The 16,528-nt window shown below is 67.3% G+C and carries 17 protein-coding genes; 9 read left to right on the top strand and 8 right to left on the bottom strand.

Annotation, left to right across the window (positions count from 1 at the left end):
• Positions 1-217: 217 nt before the first annotated feature.
• The 4 genes from ACESMO_RS06160 (at position 218) to ACESMO_RS06175 (ending at position 4,306) form a co-directional block, all read left to right on the top strand.
• Positions 218-2,695 (top strand): helicase-related protein, encoded by a 2,478-nt coding sequence (locus tag ACESMO_RS06160; protein ID WP_372707291.1) that lies wholly within the window; start codon positions 218-220, stop codon positions 2,693-2,695.
• Positions 2,692-3,033 carry an RNA-binding S4 domain-containing protein gene (locus ACESMO_RS06165; protein ID WP_372707292.1) on the top strand — a complete coding sequence of 114 codons (342 nt, stop codon included), beginning with the start codon at positions 2,692-2,694 and terminating at the stop codon, positions 3,031-3,033. Before ACESMO_RS06160 ends, ACESMO_RS06165 begins: the two co-directional genes overlap by 4 nt.
• 69 nt (positions 3,034-3,102) lie before the next feature.
• A complete protein-coding gene (fdxA, locus tag ACESMO_RS06170; RefSeq protein WP_372707293.1) occupies positions 3,103-3,444 on the top strand; it encodes a ferredoxin FdxA in 342 nt (113 codons plus the stop codon).
• Between the two features lie 304 nt (positions 3,445-3,748).
• Complete coding sequence (locus ACESMO_RS06175; RefSeq protein ID WP_372707294.1) at positions 3,749-4,306, top strand: CarD family transcriptional regulator; 558 nt, start codon at positions 3,749-3,751, stop codon at positions 4,304-4,306.
• 65 nt (positions 4,307-4,371) lie between these two features.
• Here the strand turns inward: ACESMO_RS06175 and ACESMO_RS06180 are convergent, their stop codons facing one another.
• Positions 4,372-4,830 (bottom strand): DUF3617 domain-containing protein, encoded by a 459-nt coding sequence (locus ACESMO_RS06180; protein ID WP_372707295.1) that lies wholly within the window; start codon positions 4,828-4,830, stop codon positions 4,372-4,374.
• Positions 4,831-5,040: 210 nt separating this feature from the next.
• Here ACESMO_RS06180 and rpmB point away from each other — a divergent pair, with 210 nt between their 5' ends.
• The 3 genes from rpmB (at position 5,041) to ACESMO_RS06195 (ending at position 9,004) form a co-directional block, all read left to right on the top strand.
• On the top strand, positions 5,041-5,340 hold the full coding sequence (gene rpmB, locus ACESMO_RS06185) for a 50S ribosomal protein L28 (RefSeq protein ID WP_372707296.1): 300 nt from the start codon (positions 5,041-5,043) through the stop codon (positions 5,338-5,340).
• Between the two features lie 275 nt (positions 5,341-5,615).
• A complete protein-coding gene (locus ACESMO_RS06190; RefSeq protein ID WP_372707297.1) occupies positions 5,616-7,343 on the top strand; it encodes a M1 family metallopeptidase in 1,728 nt (575 codons plus the stop codon).
• A 125-nt stretch (positions 7,344-7,468) separates the two neighbouring features.
• A complete protein-coding gene (locus ACESMO_RS06195; RefSeq protein ID WP_372707298.1) occupies positions 7,469-9,004 on the top strand; it encodes an ATP-binding protein in 1,536 nt (511 codons plus the stop codon).
• Between the two features lie 166 nt (positions 9,005-9,170).
• Here ACESMO_RS06195 and ACESMO_RS06200 read toward each other — a convergent pair whose 3' ends face one another.
• The 4 genes from ACESMO_RS06200 to ACESMO_RS06215 form a co-directional block, all read right to left on the bottom strand.
• A complete protein-coding gene (locus tag ACESMO_RS06200; protein ID WP_372707299.1) occupies positions 9,171-9,947 on the bottom strand; it encodes a transglutaminase family protein in 777 nt (258 codons plus the stop codon).
• A gap of 78 nt (positions 9,948-10,025) precedes the next feature.
• On the bottom strand, positions 10,026-10,586 hold the full coding sequence (locus tag ACESMO_RS06205; protein ID WP_372707300.1) for an HNH endonuclease: 561 nt from the start codon (positions 10,584-10,586) through the stop codon (positions 10,026-10,028).
• A 130-nt stretch (positions 10,587-10,716) separates the two neighbouring features.
• Positions 10,717-11,367, bottom strand: coding sequence for a trimeric intracellular cation channel family protein (locus ACESMO_RS06210; RefSeq protein WP_372707301.1), 651 nt, complete (start codon positions 11,365-11,367; stop codon positions 10,717-10,719).
• On the bottom strand, positions 11,364-12,020 hold the full coding sequence (locus ACESMO_RS06215; RefSeq protein ID WP_372707302.1) for a DNA-3-methyladenine glycosylase: 657 nt from the start codon (positions 12,018-12,020) through the stop codon (positions 11,364-11,366). Before ACESMO_RS06215 ends, ACESMO_RS06210 begins: the two co-directional genes overlap by 4 nt.
• 210 nt (positions 12,021-12,230) lie before the next feature.
• Here ACESMO_RS06215 and gluQRS point away from each other — a divergent pair, with 210 nt between their 5' ends.
• A complete protein-coding gene (gene gluQRS, locus ACESMO_RS06220) occupies positions 12,231-13,079 on the top strand; it encodes a tRNA glutamyl-Q(34) synthetase GluQRS (RefSeq protein WP_372707303.1) in 849 nt (282 codons plus the stop codon).
• Here gluQRS and ppk2 read toward each other — a convergent pair whose 3' ends face one another.
• The gene (ppk2, locus tag ACESMO_RS06225; RefSeq protein WP_372707304.1) at positions 13,080-13,826 is read right to left on the bottom strand and encodes a polyphosphate kinase 2; all 747 of its coding nucleotides are present in this window, start codon (positions 13,824-13,826) and stop codon (positions 13,080-13,082) included.
• Positions 13,827-13,997: 171 nt separating this feature from the next.
• Between ppk2 and ACESMO_RS06230 the strand changes: the two genes are divergently transcribed.
• Complete coding sequence (locus ACESMO_RS06230) at positions 13,998-14,759, top strand: extensin family protein (protein WP_372707305.1); 762 nt, start codon at positions 13,998-14,000, stop codon at positions 14,757-14,759.
• 316 nt (positions 14,760-15,075) lie between these two features.
• Here the strand turns inward: ACESMO_RS06230 and ACESMO_RS06235 are convergent, their stop codons facing one another.
• Together ACESMO_RS06235 and ACESMO_RS06240 are read right to left on the bottom strand one after the other, a co-directional pair.
• Positions 15,076-15,876 (bottom strand): DpnI domain-containing protein, encoded by an 801-nt coding sequence (locus ACESMO_RS06235; RefSeq protein ID WP_372707306.1) that lies wholly within the window; start codon positions 15,874-15,876, stop codon positions 15,076-15,078.
• Positions 15,877-16,410: 534 nt separating this feature from the next.
• A partial coding sequence (locus ACESMO_RS06240) for a transposase (RefSeq protein WP_372707189.1) occupies positions 16,411-16,528 on the bottom strand: 118 nt, incomplete at its 5' end.

Consider the following 16,528-nt stretch of genomic DNA (forward strand, 5'->3'; position numbering starts at 1 on the left):
ACACGCTCCCGAAGATCGTCCGAACGCGCCTTGCCCATAATAGCCTCCCAATCAGAAGACCCATGGACTCACGGTTCGGACCCGATGGGAATCCCCCGCTCGATCACATTCGATTCAACTCAGCGGGCGGCTGCTCTAGGTCTCCGGGAGCCGGGTCAAAAGGCCGCCCAAGGTACCGCTTGAGGAACAGGGCGGGACGCGCCACCTTGCCTCCATCATGAGCGACCGCCCCTCCGGTCAGGCCCCCTCGCGCGTCGTCGCGGTCCTGGGCCCCACCAACACCGGCAAGACCCATCTGGCGGTCGAGCGGATGCTGGGTCACGCCTCGGGCATGATCGGCCTGCCGCTGCGGCTACTGGCGCGCGAGATCTATGACCGGATCGTCAAGCGGCGCGGGGCGTCGGCGGTGGCGCTGATCACCGGCGAGGAAAAGATCGTCCCGCCACGCGCCCACTATTTCGTCTGCACGGTCGAGGCCATGCCGCTGGAGCGGTCGGTCGAGTTCCTGGCCGTCGACGAAATCCAGCTGGTCGCCGATCCCGAGCGCGGCCACGTCTTCACCCAGCGGCTGCTGCACGCGCGCGGCCGGTTCGAGACCATGTTCCTGGGCGCAGGGACGATGGCGCCGCTGATGCGGGCGCTGGTCCCCGACGTCGAGATCGTCCAGCGCGACCGGTTGTCGTCCCTGTCCTATGCCGGGTCCAAAAAGCTGACCCGCCTGCCCCGCCGCAGCGCCGTCGTCGCCTTCTCGACCGAGCAGGTCTACGCCATCGCCGAACTGCTGCGCCGTCAGAGAGGCGGGGCTGCGGTGGTCATGGGCAGTTTGAGCCCCCGCACCCGCAACGCCCAGGTCGAGCTGTTCCAGTCCGGCGAGGTGGACTTTCTGGTCGCCACCGACGCCATCGGCATGGGGCTGAACATGGACGTCGACCACGTGGCTTTCGCGGGTCTGCGCAAGTTCGACGGACGGCGGACGCGCTGGCTGCACGCGCACGAGATCGGCCAGATCGCCGGGCGGGCGGGAAGGCATCTGCGCGACGGAACCTTCGGCATCACGGGCGAATCGCTGGAGCTGGACCCCGACCTGATAGAACAGGTGGTCGAGCACCGGTTCGATCCGGTCGAGGGAGCCGAGTGGCGCAATGCCCGGCTGGATTTCGACACCCTGCCCGACCTGCTGCGCTCGCTGACGGTGACGCCGGGCGTGCGGGCACTGAACCTGACCCAGCCGGCGCTTGACGAGACCCTGCTGCGCCGCCTGATCAAGGACGATGACGTGGCGCGCGTCGGTCGATCGCGCGGGGCCATCATGCGGCTGTGGGAAGCCTGCCAATTGCCCGACTTCCAGAAGACGACGCTGGACGAGCACGGGCGCCTGTCGAAAGAGATCTTCCAGGCGCTGACCGGCAAGCGCGGGCGGCTGACCGAAGACTGGGTCGCGCCGCGCTTCGCCGAACTGGATCGCGACGACGGCCAGATCGACCAGCTTTCGGCGCGGCTGAGCGGCGTGAGAACCCTCAGCTACATCGCCAATCGCCCAGACTGGCTGGATCAGGCGCAGAGCTGGCGCGACCGGACCAGGGCGCTGGAGGAGCGGCTGTCGGACGTGCTGCACGCCCGACTGACGGCGCGGTTCGTGGACCGGCGCACGACCGCCCTGATGCAGGCGCTGAACGCGCGCGAAGACGCGTTCGCGGCCGTCGAGGCCGACGGCGCGGTGGTGGTCGAGGGCCATTCGGTCGGGCGGCTGTCGGGCGTGGCCTTCGAAATGGACAAGGGCTCCAGCGCGCTGGAGGACCGGATCTTGCGCCACGCGGCCCGGCAGGCGGTGACGCCGGAGATCGCCCGACGGCTGGGGCGGCTGGCGGCAGAACCGGACGAGGCCTTCTCCATCACCCCGGACGGCGCGGTGCTTTGGCGCGGCGATCAGGCGGGGCAGGTCTCGGGCGGGACGTGGTTCGCGCCACGAGTCCGCCTGCTGGGCGATCTGGGGCCGGTCGCGGCGCGCGAGCGGGCGCAACGGCGCCTTGAGGCCTGGCTGGCGGCCGAGGCGGGGCGCGCGCTGAAGCCGTTGCGACGACTGAAGACGGCGATGGAGGACGGGACGCTGAAGGGTCTGCCGCGCGGCGTCGCCTGGCGGCTGGTCGAGGCGGGCGGCGTCATCAACCGGCGCGACGTCGAGCGCGATCTGGCGGCGCTGAGCCAGGTCGAACGCCGGACGCTGAAAACCTTCGGTATCCGCCTGGGGGCGCATTCGGTCTGGTTGCCGGGCGTGCTGAAGCCCCGCGGCAAGGCGCTGGCCCAGGCCTTCGTCACCGGCGAGTCGTTCCGGCCGAAAACAGCGGGGCTGACCCCACTGCAAGAACAGCCGCCGTCGGCGCGGTTGTTGTCGGCCTTCGGAATGCGGGCGGTCGGACGGTTCGCCGCCGGCGTCGAGGTGTTGGAGGCCATAAGCGAACGGCGGGACCGGGCGAAAGGCGTCCTGAGCGACATCGACCTGGCCGAACTGGGGATCATGGCTGCGGAGGCGAAGGCCCTGATTACGACGCTGAAAGCGACGCGGGCGAAAAATCCCGACCGCGACTCCGGGGCGAGGCCAATAAAGGACTCGCCGTTCGCGGCCCTTTCGGCGCTGACCACGCCGCCTGCCCCAGCGCGACAAAAGCGGGCGCGCCAGCGCAGGAGACCCGCATGAATTCTCTTCATCTTCCGCTCATCCCGGCGAAGGCCGGGATCAGCGGAAATCAGGTGTCAGCTTCATGCCGCATCGACCTTTGGCTATGGCGGGCGCGGTTCGCGAAGACCCGGTCTTTGGCCGCCGCCATGGTCGAGGGCGGTCTGGTGCGACTGACGCACAACGGCGTCCAGACCCGGCTCGACAAGCCCAGCCGCTGCGTCCACGTCGGCGACACGCTGGTTTTCGCCCTCGGCGGGCGGCTGACCGAACTTACGGTCGCGGCGCTGGGCGACCGGCGTGGGCCGCCGGAGGATGCGCGCGGGCTTTACCGCCTGCCGACGCGTCCTGCCGGTTGACACCCGCCCATGCCGGGGCCATTTGCGCTGCCCCTTCCTCACGCCATCTGATCGCGTCCTGACCGCCCCATGACCTACATCGTCACCGACGCCTGCGTGAAATGTAAGTTCATGGACTGCATTGAGGTGTGCCCGGTCGACTGCTTCTATGAGGGCGAGAATTTTCTCGTCATCGCGCCGGACGAGTGCATCGACTGCGGCGTCTGCGAGCCGGAATGCCCCGTCGATGCGATCAAGCCCGACACCGAGGACGAGCCCGACGGCAAATGGCTGATCGTCAACTCCGAATACGCCAAGGTCTGGCCCAACATCACGGTCAAGGGCACGCCGCCCGCCGACGGCGAACAGTTCGAGCGCGAGACCGGCAAGTTCGAGAAGTATTTCTCCGAGAAACCCGGCAAGGGCTCCTGATCGCCGTTCGGTCTCTGGAGAGTATTTACGACCTTCCGTATGCTGACGCTGCGGACGTTTTGAAATTCCGCAATTTTGTGATAGGTTCCCCTCATTGGGTCGGGCGGCAGGCGATTTTCTCGCGCCGCCCGCGTTTGCGACAGAACTCCGCCCACGAAGGCGGGGTCGGCCAGAGGTCTGGTGATCCGTTTCCGCTCCTGACGATTGATAGAGCTGCGCCGCCGACGGTTCGCCGTCGTCGGAGCGCCCATCGTCGTCACTTGCGTTTCCGTTTCATCCGCCCTGAGTCCGGGAAAGGAATGACATGACCACCAAGAGCGTTCTGGAATTCAAGATTGGCGACGCGGTCGTCTATCCGGCGCACGGCGTCGGCAAGGTGGCGGCCGTCGAGGTCCAGGAAGTCGCGGGCATGTCGCTGGAGGTCTATGTCGTGACCTTCGACCACGAGAAGATGACCCTGCGCGTCCCGACCAAGAAGGCCAAGACCGCCGGCCTGCGCACCCTGGCCTCCGACGACGTGGTGACCAGGGCGCTGACGACCCTCAAGGGCCGCGCCCGCATCAAGCGCACCATGTGGTCGCGCCGCGCCCAGGAATACGAAGCCAAGATCAACTCCGGCGACCTGATCTCGATCGCCGAAGTGGTCCGCGACCTGCACCGCGCCGACAGCCAGCCGGAACAGTCCTATTCAGAGCGTCAGCTCTATGAATCGGCCCTGGACCGCATGGCCCGCGAAGTCGCCGCCGCCAACCGCATCGACAAGGTCGCCGCCGTCGAACTGCTGGGCAAGTCGCTGAGCGCCAAGAAGGCCGTCATCGCCGCCGCCGAAGCCGCCGAAGAAGCCGAGGCCGAAGCGGCTTGAGCCGAGCGCATCGTTGAATGAACGAAAGGCCCCGGAGCGTTCCGGGGCCTTTTGCTTTGAGGCGGTCAGAAATACTCGGCGTTGGCCGGGCACTGGGCGTTCAGGCGGCGGGCGGTTATGCTGGCGGGCAGATAAGGCGTGCCTCGGGCCAACTGGGCGCCACCCCTGAAGGTGAAGCTCTCCTGCAGATAGGTGCCGTTCAGGCGCACGTTGACGCGGCGGCCCTTGCGGTCGGTACAGGTGCCCTCGAAGCGGGCGTTGCCGGCCCCGACCTGGCGCACCGGGTATTCGCAGCGCCAGCGACGCGTCGACAGGCCGCCGAAGAATCGGTTGATCTCGCTGGGGCGCACGCATTTGGTCTCGGTGTCACGCACGCCGACCGCGCTGGTGGTGTATTGCCAGTATCCGGGCAGCACCGTGTCCGCGCTCGACTGGGGGGCCATGGCGGCCATGGTCGAGGCCGAAGGTGCCACCAGGGCGGCTCCGGCGATCATGGCGGCGACAAGCGAGCGGGCGGGGGTCATGCAGTCTTTCCCGGAAAGTCGAAGGGTTGAGGCTATGCGAAATATATGTCGGGATTTGAACGGCGGCTGAACGGGCATCGCGGCCGCTCCAACCCTTGACGCGGCGGCGTCTCCTCCTCTATACGCCCCCCTCTCGCGCGGGATGACCTCCCGCGCGCACCTGTTTCACGCGTCCGCACGTCATGTGGACGCCGCCCGAAGGATAGTCAGATGTCGCGTCGCTGCGAACTCACCGGTATCGGCCCGATGGTCGGCCACAGCGTGAGCCACTCGAACGTCAAGACCAAGCGCCGCTTCCTGCCGTCGCTGAAGACGGTCAAGGTCGCCTCGGAAGCCCTCGGCCAGTCCTTCAGCCTGCGCATCTCCAACGCCGCCCTGCGCACCCTCGACTATAAAGGCGGCCTCGACCCGTTCATCGTCAAGGCCAAGGACGAGCAGCTGTCGATCGCCGCCCAGCGCATCAAGCGCCAGGTGAAGGCCAAGCTGGCAGAGCAAGCCGCCGCCGCCTGATCGGTCGTCCGCATTGAAGATCTGAAAAGGCCTGCGGAAACGCCGGCCTTTTTCTATGGCCGACACGGCTGGATTCTGGCGACATGACGCGGGGCCAGATGGGCGCGACGCGCCACGACGGCGCAACGAAAAGAGCGCACTTCTGAGCGGGGCGATTGCATCAAGGCCGCCGCCGTTTAGGCTGTGGGTCTGTTTTCGGGGAGCCGCCGTCCGTGTCGTTAAGGCCTTTGTCGATTGTCGCAGCCGGCTTGTCCGCACTGGCCTTGTCTGGCTGTATGTCGATCACCGTCACCTCGTCGGTTGAACCGCTGGACGTCTTGCCGCAAAGGCCCGAAGCTGCGGCCATCCTGACGCCCGCCGCCACGGCCCCGGCGCGCGAATCGACCGCCTTCACCCTGGGCACCGACCAGCCGCGCACGCCCGAGCAGTTGGCCATGCGGTTCGACGTGGCCGACCTGACCTTGAAGGTCATGCCGGACGACAAGGCCATCGAAGGCGTGGCGGTCCTGGACTTCACCGCGACGGCGCCGATTGAACGGCTGGCCGTCGAGCTGGACACCCTGCTGATCATTTCCGAGGTCGCGGTCGACGGGACCGTGGTCCCCGGCGACCGCTGGTCCAACCCGGAGGGGCGGCTGACGGTCGAGCTGGTCGAGCACCTGCCTGCGGGGGGAAGGGTCCAGTTGCGCGTCGCCTATGCCGGCCAACCCCGGATCGCGCCGAACGCGCCGTGGGACGGCGGTTTCGTCTGGGGCAAGGCGCCGTCAGGCGAGCCATGGGTGGCCACGGCCGTCCAGCCCGAAGGCTGCGACCTCTTCTGGCCCTGTATCGACCATCCGCTGGCCGAGCCGGGACGGGTGGACCTGCACATCACCGTGCCGTCGAACCTGTCGGCGCCGTCCAACGGAAAATTCCTGGGCAAGACCGACCACGGCGACGGCTGGACGACCTGGAACTGGTCCGCCGCCAATCCCAATACGTATGCGATCGCCCTGAACATCGGCCCCTACGTCGAGATCAGCGACACCTACCAGAGCCGCTTCGGCAACAGCTTCCCGATCCAGTACTGGCATCTGGCGTCCGACGATCCGGCCAAGGCCCGCGCCCTGTTCGACGAGATCACGCCCATGATCGACTTCTATGAGGCGACCGTCGGCCCCTATCCTTTCGCCGACGAGAAGCTGGGGGTCGTCGCGACGCCGCACCTGGGCATGGAGCACCAGACGATCAACGCCTACGGCAACGGCTACAGGCTGGACGGCAAGAACTACGACTGGCTGCTGCACCACGAGATGGCGCACGAGTGGTTCGGCAACCAGATGACCAACAGCAACGCCGACGACATGTGGCTGCACGAGGGATTGGGCAGCTATATGCAGCCGCTCTACCTGGGCTGGTTGAACGGCGACCGCTACATGCAGGCCGAGCTGCTCGATCAGCGCAATGACCTGCTCAACACATTCCCCGTCGTGTCCGGCGAGGACAAGACCGAGGACCAGGTCTATCAGGGCGGCGTCGGGCCTGGCCTGGACATCTACAACAAGGGTTCGCTGATCGCGCACAGCCTGCGCATGCTGATCGGCGACGAGGCCTTCTTCCGCGCCTTGACGCGACTGATCTACGGCACGCCGACGCCGCGCCCGGGTGAATTCCGGCCGCGCAACGCCTCGACCGACGAATTCCTGGCCATCGTCACTGCGGAGAGCGGTCGCGACCTGGCCTGGTTCTTCCGGGGCTATCTGTATCAGGCAGCCCTGCCCGACCTGCGCCAGACGCGGGACGACCGGGGCCTGACGCTGGAATGGGTCACCGGCGACGGCGGGGTCTTTCCGATGCCGGTCGAGGTCGAGATCGACGGTCGACGCCGCACGGTGGCCATGACCGGCGGGCATGGGCGCGTGGCCGCGGCCGAGGGCGCGCACGTCCTGATCGACCCGGAGAACAAGGTGCTGAGGCGGCTGGAATTCATCGAGAGATGGAAGGCGGCAGGATCACCGGACTGATCGATGGCACGGGTGAAACCAAACCGGACATCAAGCTTTACCGTGAGTCGGAACGAGGAAGGCCCGCACGAATGCGACCTTTGGCTGTGGGGTCTGGACAGAGACTGCTGATCATAATCGGCGGATTGCTCCTGCTGCCCGCCATTCTGCTGCTGGCCTGGGCTCTGATCCTCGGCCTCATGCGCGCGCAGGCCACGGTCGAGGTGCGGGCGCTGGACAAGGCGAAGTCGCTGATCACGGCGGTGGACAACCAGCTGGCCGTCGAGCGCGGTGCCCTGAGGACGTTTTCAACCGCCGATACGCTGATGCGGCGCGACTGGCGTGCGGCAGCCCGGCGCTCGCGCAGCGTCATGTCGGTCAATCCGGGCTGGCGCGCCGTTCTGGTGGTCGACGAGCGAACCGGCCGTGCCGTGGTCGACACCCGCGTCGCAGACGGTGGCGCACCGCGTCCCGTTCCCACCGGCACCGATCTGGAACTCGTGCGTACCGGTGACGGCTGTCCATGCGTGATCCTGCACCAACCCCTTCCCGGTGCGCCAGGCTTCGACCTGGTCGCCCTGATTGATCCGCGCGATTATCAATCGATGTTGATGCGCGAGGTCGACGAAGGGGTGGTCATCGCCCTCGTCGACCGCAGGGGAAATTTCGTCGCCCGTTCGCTGGACTTCGACAAGCGTGTTGGAACCCCGGCCACCATCTATGTCCGTAACGCGGTCGCCAAGGGTGGCACCGGCGTCTATCGCGGCCGGACCTATGAGGGACTGGAGAACTACTCCGCCTATTTCACCTCGGTCTCCAGCGACTGGTCCGCCCACGTCGCCGTGAGCAACAAGTTGATCGATACACCCCGCTTCTGGCTGTTCATCGTCCTGGTCGGCGGAGCCTTGGCAACCCTGTTGGCAGGCGGGGGCGTCATTACCTACGGCCTGATCGACATGGCCGCGCGGCGACGCACCGAGGAGCAGATGCTGCGCCTGCAGAAGGGCGAGGCCATCGGCCGGTTCAGCAGCGGGGTGGCCCATGACTTCAACAACCTGCTGACCGTGGTCATCGGAAATCTTGAGCGCATCCGCTCGGCGGACGTCGCGGCCGACGTCAAGCGACGGGCCGGAATGGCGCTGGAGGCCGCGCAGCGGGGCGCGCGACTGTCGAACCAGCTGCTCAGCTTCGCGCGCGAGGGTGGGGCCGACAAGGAGGCGGTGGATGTCGCGGCTTTGCTGAACGACGTCAGCGAACTGCTGCGCCAATCGGTCGGCGACGGTGTGACCCTGACCATCGCCGCGGCGGCGGACGCGGGGACGGCCGTCGCTAATCGCGACCAGCTGGAGCTCGCGCTGCTGAACCTGGCCATCAACGCTCGCGACGCGATGGCCGGCCAAGGCGCGCTCGACGTCTCGGCCCGCCGGGCCGGGGGCATGGTCGAGATCGCCGTCACCGACACGGGCACCGGCATCCCCGCCGCCCTCCGGGAACGGCTGTTCGAGCCCTTCTTCACCACCAAGCCGGCGGGTCAAGGCACGGGTCTGGGCCTGGCCCAGGTCGCGGGCGCCGCCGCTCAGGCCGGGGGCAGCGTGAGGGTGGAAGACCGCGAGGGAACCGGGGCCCGCTTCATCATCAGCCTGCCGTCGGCGAGTTCGCTCCAGGATCATGCTGGAGCCTGATTCACGGCATCGGCGGTATCGCGAAGCGATTCCTCATCAACCGGTCAGGGCCTAGAGCGAAATCTGAGCCTTGATGGACGCAGTCCATCAAGGCTCAGATTTCGCTCCAGCATGATTCTGGACCATTTTTTGGATTCAGGTCGATTCGACCTGAAGCAAGAGTCGTCTAGATCGCTTCCGCCGTCACCGACTGACGAACCAGCTCGCAGCGGCCTTGGGTGGTCAGGAAGGCGATGTCGGCGGCGTCGCGGCCGCAGGCGATGCGCACCAGACCCTCGACCGGTGCCAGCCCCGTGGGATCGACCAGCCACCAGCCGTTCGAAAGCCAGACCTCGAAGATGGCGTGGAAGTCCGGCGGGTTCAGCTGGTGCGCGAAGGCGCTGACCGCCCGCGCCGGAATGCCCGAGGCGCGGCACAGGGTGATGCCCATATGGGTAAAGTCGCGACACACCCCGGCGCGGTCGATGAAGGTGCGGGCCGCGGTGGTCTCGCTGTCCGACGCGCCTGGCTCATAGTCGATCTCGGCCTTGATCCATTCGAGTATCTTCAGCACCCGGTCGCCGCCGACCGTGCCGCCGAAGGTCCGCTCGGCGAAACGACCAAACTGGTCGGAAGGGCAATAGCGGCTGGGCCAGAGGTAGGTCAGCACATCCGCAGGCAGGTCGCCCCAGTCGTGCTGAACCGTAACGGGCGGCAAGCCCTTGAGCACGCCGTTGTCGACTACGGCAGTATAGGTCAGGGCCACCTCGCCCGACAGGTGGGCGCGCAGCGTCCGGGCCCCGAACTCCTCGTCTTGGTCCTCGACGAAGGCGATGGAGGGCGTGGTGGTCATGCTTTCCTCGATCACCGTCTGGCCCGGCCAGTGGGCGACCTGGATCTTGTAGATCGCGTCCGTCGGCGGATCGAAGCGATAAACCAGATCGGCGCGGACACGGATTTTCATGAGGGCTCGACTGGCGCAATGGGGGCACGCCGTCAACGTCGGGGTTGGGCCGGTGTTCCAGTCGGTCGCCGATCAACCCTACGGCTCCAGTTCGATGTCCCAATACAGGTAGTCGAGCCAGCTCTGGTGCAGGTAGTGGGGCGGGAAGCGGCGTCCGAATTCCTGCAGCTGCCACGCATTCGGACGGAGCGGCGCACGGCGCAACGGCATGCCGGCCTGCCGGGGCGTGCGCCCACCCTTGCGCAGATTGCAGGGCGAACAGGCGGCGACGATGTTTTCCCAGGTGGTGCGGCCGCCCTTCGAACGCGGCACGACGTGATCGAAGGTCAGCTCGGCCGTCGAGCGGCAGTACTGGCAGGCGAAACCGTCGCGCAGGAAGACGTTGAAACGGGTGAAGGCTGGCTGGCGGTCCTGATCGACGTAGCTCTTCAGCGCGATGACGCTGGGCAGGACCATTTCCATCGAGGGGCTGCGGACAACCTTGTCATAGGTTGACACTACGTCGACGCGGTTCTGATAGACCGCCTTGACCACTTCCTCCCACGGCCAGATCGACAGGGGATAGTAGGACAACGGCCGAAAATCGGCGTTCAGCACCAACGCGGGCCAGCCGGAAGGCGGACGATCAAGCACCGGCATCAGGGCCTTGCCGTCGGAGCGTGGATGGACGCGAGAGTACTGAAGACAAGGCTCCTTCCTTGGCTGTGCTGGAAACCTATCCTTGATTCGGCGGTCTGGCGATGACCGCCCCGAGACAGTTCCGTAACGCTCAGCTCCGGGTCGCGTCTCCAGGAAAAGCGGGAAGGCTCCAGCCCCAGATCAATGCGCCCGCGCGCAGGGCGACGCCACAGGGCGCGGCAACCAGGGCGGCGGGCCAGGCGTCCAACCCGACGAACCGCGCGACGACGAAGACGGTGGCCGCCAGCAGGGCCGCAGAGACGGTGATCTCGCGCCGCAGCAGGATGGAGGGCTGACCCGCCAGCAGGTCGCGCACCACGCCGCCGAAACAGGCGGTCAGAGCGCCCATGACGATGCAGATCAACGGGGCCATGTCGTAGGCGGCGGCCTTGGCCGCGCCCAGCACGCCATAGGCGGCCAGACCGATCGCATCGAGCCAAAGCAGGGCCCTGAACCGCCACGGCCGCGCGCCCAGCATCCACACCCCCAGGGTGGCCAACAGGCAGACGGCGATATAGCGCCAGTCCTGCACCCAGAAGACCGGCGCACCGATCAGCAGGTCTCGCAGGGTGCCGCCGCCGACGCCGGTGATGGCCCCAAAGAAGGCGAAGGTGACCAGGTCCTGCCGTTCGCGCGCCGCCGCCAGGGCCCCGGTCGCGGCGAAGACGGCCACGCCCGCGAAATCGAGCGCGCCGAGCACGGTCTGGGGATCGGTCAGGACGGGATCGGCCAGTGGCGTCATGGATTGGCGGGCTCCAGCACGACCTCCCCGCGCTTCACCGCTACATACCACCCCCACAGCAGAAGCGCCGCCACGCTACGGTGGGGTCGCCAGATTTCCGCGCGGGCATGGGCTTCCTGCTCGCGCGGACGCAGAGCGGCGCCGTCGGCCCAGCGTATCGCCTCCTGCAAGGCGATGTCGCCGCCGGGGAAGATGTCCAGCCGCCCCTCGCATAACATCAGGAAGGTTTCCGCCGTCCATTTGCCGACGCCCTTGATCGCCACCAGTCGGGCGATGGCCTCGGCGTCGGACAGGGTTTCCAGATGGTCGAAGTCAATCCGGCCGTCGACCTGCGCGCGGGCGATCTCGTGGCCGTAACGCGCCTTCTGGCCCGACAGGCCGAAGGTCCGCAAATGGTCGACCTCAAGCGCCAGAACGGTTCGGGGCGTGATCTCTCCGTGCAGACCTTCGACAACGCGTTTCCAGACCGACGCGGCGGAGGCGACCGAGACCTGCTGTTCGACGATCATCCGGAACAGACCTTCGAACCCACCCGTGCGCATGCGCCAGTCGAACGGGGCTGTTTGGGCATGGGCCTGGGCCAGGGCGGGGTCGAGCGCCACCAGCGCCAGTCGGGCGGCGGCGATGTCGGCGGGGATCAGGACGAGAACCATGAGCAAGCCTAGAGCGAAATCGGTTTGGACGCGATCGCGTCCGAACCCGGATTTCGCTCCTGGATCATGCTGGAGCCTGATTCACGGCAGCGGCGGAATCGCGAAGCGATCACGCCTAAAACGATCAAGCTCTAGCGTCGCCCGCCGGCCTGACAAGCGCCCGGTCGCGAGGCCTGACGACGACGGCCGGTTCCCGCTAGTCTGGCCCACATGTTCACCACCCGCTTCGCCCCCTCGCCGACCGGCCGCCTGCACAAGGGCCATGCCTTCTCTGCCCTGACGGCGTGGACGGCGGCGAGGGCGGAAGGCGGGCGGTTCCTGCTTCGCGTCGAGGACATCGACCCGACCCGGTGCCGGCCCGAGTTCGAGACCGGGATCGTCGAGGACCTGACCTGGCTGGGCCTGGATTGGGAGGAGCCGGTCCGGCGGCAGTCGGATCACCTGCCGGACTATGCGTCGGTGGTGCAGACGTTGCGGACGCGCGGCCTGCTCTACCGATGCTTTCGTACCCGCAAGGAGATCCTCGACGGCATCGGCGACGCGCCGCACGGAGCGGTGGAGGCCGTGCGCCCCGGCCCCCACGCGCCCGACGATGAGGCCGGGATGCTGGGCGAGGGCCGCGCCTTCGCCTGGCGGCTGTCGCTGGACCGGGCGCGCGAGGCGTTGGGCGGCGCGCGGTGGGACAGGCTTTCGTTCATCGAGGAAGGCGAAGGCCCGCAGGGGGAGCGCGGCCTGATCCGCGCCCTGCCGGAGACCGCGGGTGACGTCGTCCTGGCCCGCAAGGACGCCGGGACGGCCTATCATCTGGCGGTGACCCACGACGACGCGCTGCAGGGGGTCAGCCACGTCATCCGGGGTCAGGACCTGTTCGAGGCGACCCACATCCAGGCCCTCATTCAAGCGCTGATGGACTGGCCGACGCCGGTTTACCGCCACCACCGGCTGGTGATCGGGACGGACGGGCGGCGCTTCGCCAAGCGGGACGGCGCGGTCACGCTGAGGGCGCTGCGCGCGTCCGGCCTGACGTCCGAGGCCGCGAGGGCCGAACTCGGCTTCTGATCAGGGTGCCAGCCGGCCGGCCGCGCCGTCGGCCGGGAAGACGATGTCCTTGTCCGGCCTCTCGGCCTTGGATCCCGGCGCGCCGAGCCGACGCAGCACATGCCGCAGCACGTTCAGCCGGGCGATCTTCTTGTGGTCGGTGGCGATGACCGTCCACGGGGCGTGGGGGACGTGCGTCTCGGCCAGCATGCGGTCGCGGGCGGCGGAATAGGCGTCCCACCGCGTCTGCGCCTCGGCGTCCAGAGCCGAGATCTTGAACCGCTTCAGCGGATCCTCGACCCGCTCGGCCAGGCGCGCCGCCTGTTCTTCCTTCGAGATGTCGAACCACAGCTTGATCAACAGGATGCCGGAATCGGTCAGCATCCGCTCGAACCGCGGCGCGTCCTTCAGGAACTGGGCGTGCTGTTCCGGCGTGCAGAATCCCATGACCGGTTCGACGCCGGCCCGGTTGTACCAGGAGCGGTTGAACAGCACGGTCTGGCCCGCCCCAGGTAGATACGGGACATAGCGCTGGAGATACCACTGGCTGGCCTCGTGCTCCGTCGGCTTTGGCAGGGCGATGACCCGGGTCTGGCGCGGGGACATGTATTCCGTGATGCGGGTGATCGAGCCGTCCTTGCCCGCGGCGTCGCGCCCCTCGAACACCATGACGATCTTCTTGCCCTGCTCGATCGCCCAGGCCTGAGCCTCGACCAGTCGAAGCTGAAGCCGTTCGAGTTCGGTCTGGTAGTCGGCGGACTTGCTCATGGGGTGGTCTTTCTGGCGCGGTGTCGGACCAGTCTGGGCCGGGTGGCGACGCGCCACAAGATTAACGCCTTTTCACGTGCCGTCGGACAGGGGCGTCGGCCGGCGATGATGACCGCCCCGGCCCGAAGGCGTCTTCCTCCCGACGCGGGGGGGGGCTAAGGCAGGTCGGGCATGAAGCGCGACTTCGCCGATTTCTGGAATCTGATGTGGGAGGTCGCGCTGGGCGTTTGCGCGGCCTTCGCCATGCTCAATCTGTTCGCGCCGCCCCAGGACCTGCCGTGGAAGCCGCTGGACCTGAACCGTCCGATCGGCACGGCGACGGCGGCCAAGGTGGCCGATTTCGAACTGGCCCGGCTGGCCGCGCCGGAACAGACCACGGCGGTCACCGACGCCTGTATGCAGGTGCTGCGCGAGGCCGGGGTCACGGTCGAGCGGGCCGAGGACAAGGACGACGGCGGCTTCTGCGTCGTGCGCGGCGCGGTGCGGATCACGGGCGGCGCGGTGACGCCCCTGTCGCCGGGCGGACTGATCATGCAGTGCCCGCTGGCCGTGCGCTACGTCATCTGGGACCGGCAGGTGCTGCAACCCGCCGCCCGGTCCATCTACGGCTCGAAAGTCGCCCGGGTGGAGAATATGGGCACCTACGCCTGCCGCCGCATCTATGGCCAGACCGACGTGGCCGCCCGACCCAGCGAGCATGCGCGGGCCAATGCGCTGGACGTCTCGGGCCTGGTCCTGGCCGACGGCCGCCGGGTCTCGGTCTTGGCCGACTGGTCGGGCGCGGGCCCCGCCGGCGCCGAGGGCCAGAGCTTCCTGAAGCGCATCCGCCAGGGCGCGTGCCGGGTCTTCTCCACCGTCCTGACGCCCGACTACAACGAGGCCCACCGCGACCACCTGCATCTGGACGGGGCGCCGAACAGCCTGTGCGCCTAGAGCGGCAAACGGTTTGCGGTTGACCGGCCCGGATTTCGCGCGGCCTCCACCCTCGCGCAGCGCGCCTTCGCTGAATGAGCGCTTCCAGACGGGCTGACAGTCGTCTCCCCCCCGCTTTCGTCATCCTCCGGCGAGGCGAAGCCGAGACCGGGGGACCCAGCGGCGCCGCGACGGCGGCGAAATACCGGTGGCGGGAAACGATGCGCAACAGCGACAACCGCGCTCCCGACAGTGTCCCGCTCGCGCGCGCCGCCAGGTCCCCCGGTCGCGGCGCTGAACCGCCTTGCCGGAGGATGACGAAAGCGGTGGATGGGGATCAGGTGCGGCGGTAGCGTCCGCGACCATCGAACGCCAGCCAGCCCCGGTCGCGCAGCACCTGCAGCTGCTGCCTGATCTTGGGGCGGACGTTGTGGTTGCCGGGATAGAGCGCCGCCAGCCGCGCCTCGTGGGCGTAGACGTCGTCGAGGGTGAACTCGGGGCGGCCCCCAAGGGCGACGACCTGCTCCACCGCCGTCATCACGGCCAACAACCAGCCCCGCGCCTTCAGGCCCGCGTCGCGCAGGAACAGGGTCGAGCGCCACTGCGCCAGTACCGTCGCCCTCGGCACGTGCAGGCCGGCGCGGACCAGGCTGATCCGGCCCGCCGCCGGCACGTCTCCCAGCAGGATGTTGCAGCCCTGCCAGCCCGCGCGGCGGGCCAGCGGGCCGAGCGGCCTGCGCGCCTCGATGAGCGACTGAACGAAGAAATAGCGCGGCACGACGATCAGTTCGGTGACGCGCCCGGCCCCGCCGTCATAGGCCATGACCACCAGATTGGGATTGTTGCGCGCGGCCAGCCGGGCCGTCATGGTGCCATAGGCCCCATCGACCACCTTGCGGCCCAGCCGGCCCTTCGTGGCCTTGACCTCGTATTCCTCGGCGCAGGTCGCGCAGTCGAAGTCGGCGACGGGCGAGTTGTTGGGCAGGGCGCGCAGCCGGTCGGCGCCGCAGTTGGGACAGAACATCTGCGCCGCGACCCAGCCTTCACTGAGCACCCGCGCGTTCTGGGTCGGGCCCTTGAAGACTGTGGTCTGTTCGGCGAAGCCGAGCTCGCACCAGTGATTGTCGTCCTGCCCCATTCACCCATCGTAGCGGGTGAGGGGTCATGGGTCAGCCCTTGGAAGCGAGCACGTCTGGCGACCTCTGGCCGAGCAGCAGCGATGGCCGGGAGCTCAATAACCTTGGCTATCCGGAATCTTTGTGCAACGTTTCCGCAACTTGAGGGGCTTGTCGTGATCCAAGATGCAACCAAATCCATCGGCGCTGTGATTGAAGCCGTTGAGTTGCCCCAAGATGCCGAATTCCTTCAGTCGCTAATCTCCGAGGACCGTCTCCGCTTCGAAGTCCAAGAGTCTGACCTGTGGGACTACAAGGACCGCTGGCCGTTCTCGTACTCCGATGATTACTGTGGCGGCATAGTGAGACTTATACTATCGTATCACAATACTTTTGGCGGAATAATAATATTCGGGGTTGACGCTGAAAGTGGCAAATATTCTCGTAGCAAGGTTAGTCCAAATATCGAGCGACTGAACGGGTTGCTTCGTACACACGTAGATCAAAAACTCGTCTGTTTTCATAGACAGTACGAACTAGGCTCAGGACTCATTGCGTCATAGCCAGAAGATGACGGTTGCGGCGATGGCGATGGCGGACATGAAGGTGTGTGCGCATCGGTCGTAGCGGGTATGGATGCGTCGCCAGTCCTTGAGCCTGCCGAACATGTTCTCG

Origin of the sequence: Brevundimonas sp. (assembly GCF_041688735.1) — a bacterium.
Classification (GTDB): domain Bacteria; phylum Pseudomonadota; class Alphaproteobacteria; order Caulobacterales; family Caulobacteraceae; genus Brevundimonas.

What these genes read in the sequence shown, in the direction of transcription:
- ACESMO_RS06160 (WP_372707291.1), top strand. Translation starts at nt 218, where the DNA reads ATGAGCGACCGCCCCTCCGGTCAGGCCCCCTCGCGCGTCGTCGCGGTC.
- ACESMO_RS06165 (WP_372707292.1), top strand. Translation starts at nt 2,692, where the DNA reads ATGAATTCTCTTCATCTTCCGCTCATCCCGGCGAAGGCCGGGATCAGC.
- fdxA (WP_372707293.1), top strand. Translation starts at nt 3,103, where the DNA reads ATGACCTACATCGTCACCGACGCCTGCGTGAAATGTAAGTTCATGGAC.
- ACESMO_RS06175 (WP_372707294.1), top strand. Translation starts at nt 3,749, where the DNA reads ATGACCACCAAGAGCGTTCTGGAATTCAAGATTGGCGACGCGGTCGTC.
- ACESMO_RS06180 (WP_372707295.1), bottom strand. Translation starts at nt 4,830, where the DNA reads ATGACCCCCGCCCGCTCGCTTGTCGCCGCCATGATCGCCGGAGCCGCC.
- rpmB (WP_372707296.1), top strand. Translation starts at nt 5,041, where the DNA reads ATGTCGCGTCGCTGCGAACTCACCGGTATCGGCCCGATGGTCGGCCAC.
- ACESMO_RS06190 (WP_372707297.1), top strand. Translation starts at nt 5,616, where the DNA reads ATGTCGATCACCGTCACCTCGTCGGTTGAACCGCTGGACGTCTTGCCG.
- ACESMO_RS06200 (WP_372707299.1), bottom strand. Translation starts at nt 9,947, where the DNA reads ATGAAAATCCGTGTCCGCGCCGATCTGGTTTATCGCTTCGATCCGCCG.
- ACESMO_RS06205 (WP_372707300.1), bottom strand. Translation starts at nt 10,586, where the DNA reads ATGCCGGTGCTTGATCGTCCGCCTTCCGGCTGGCCCGCGTTGGTGCTG.
- ACESMO_RS06210 (WP_372707301.1), bottom strand. Translation starts at nt 11,367, where the DNA reads ATGACGCCACTGGCCGATCCCGTCCTGACCGATCCCCAGACCGTGCTC.
- ACESMO_RS06215 (WP_372707302.1), bottom strand. Translation starts at nt 12,020, where the DNA reads ATGGTTCTCGTCCTGATCCCCGCCGACATCGCCGCCGCCCGACTGGCG.
- gluQRS (WP_372707303.1), top strand. Translation starts at nt 12,231, where the DNA reads ATGTTCACCACCCGCTTCGCCCCCTCGCCGACCGGCCGCCTGCACAAG.
- ppk2 (WP_372707304.1), bottom strand. Translation starts at nt 13,826, where the DNA reads ATGAGCAAGTCCGCCGACTACCAGACCGAACTCGAACGGCTTCAGCTT.
- ACESMO_RS06230 (WP_372707305.1), top strand. Translation starts at nt 13,998, where the DNA reads ATGAAGCGCGACTTCGCCGATTTCTGGAATCTGATGTGGGAGGTCGCG.
- ACESMO_RS06235 (WP_372707306.1), bottom strand. Translation starts at nt 15,876, where the DNA reads ATGGGGCAGGACGACAATCACTGGTGCGAGCTCGGCTTCGCCGAACAG.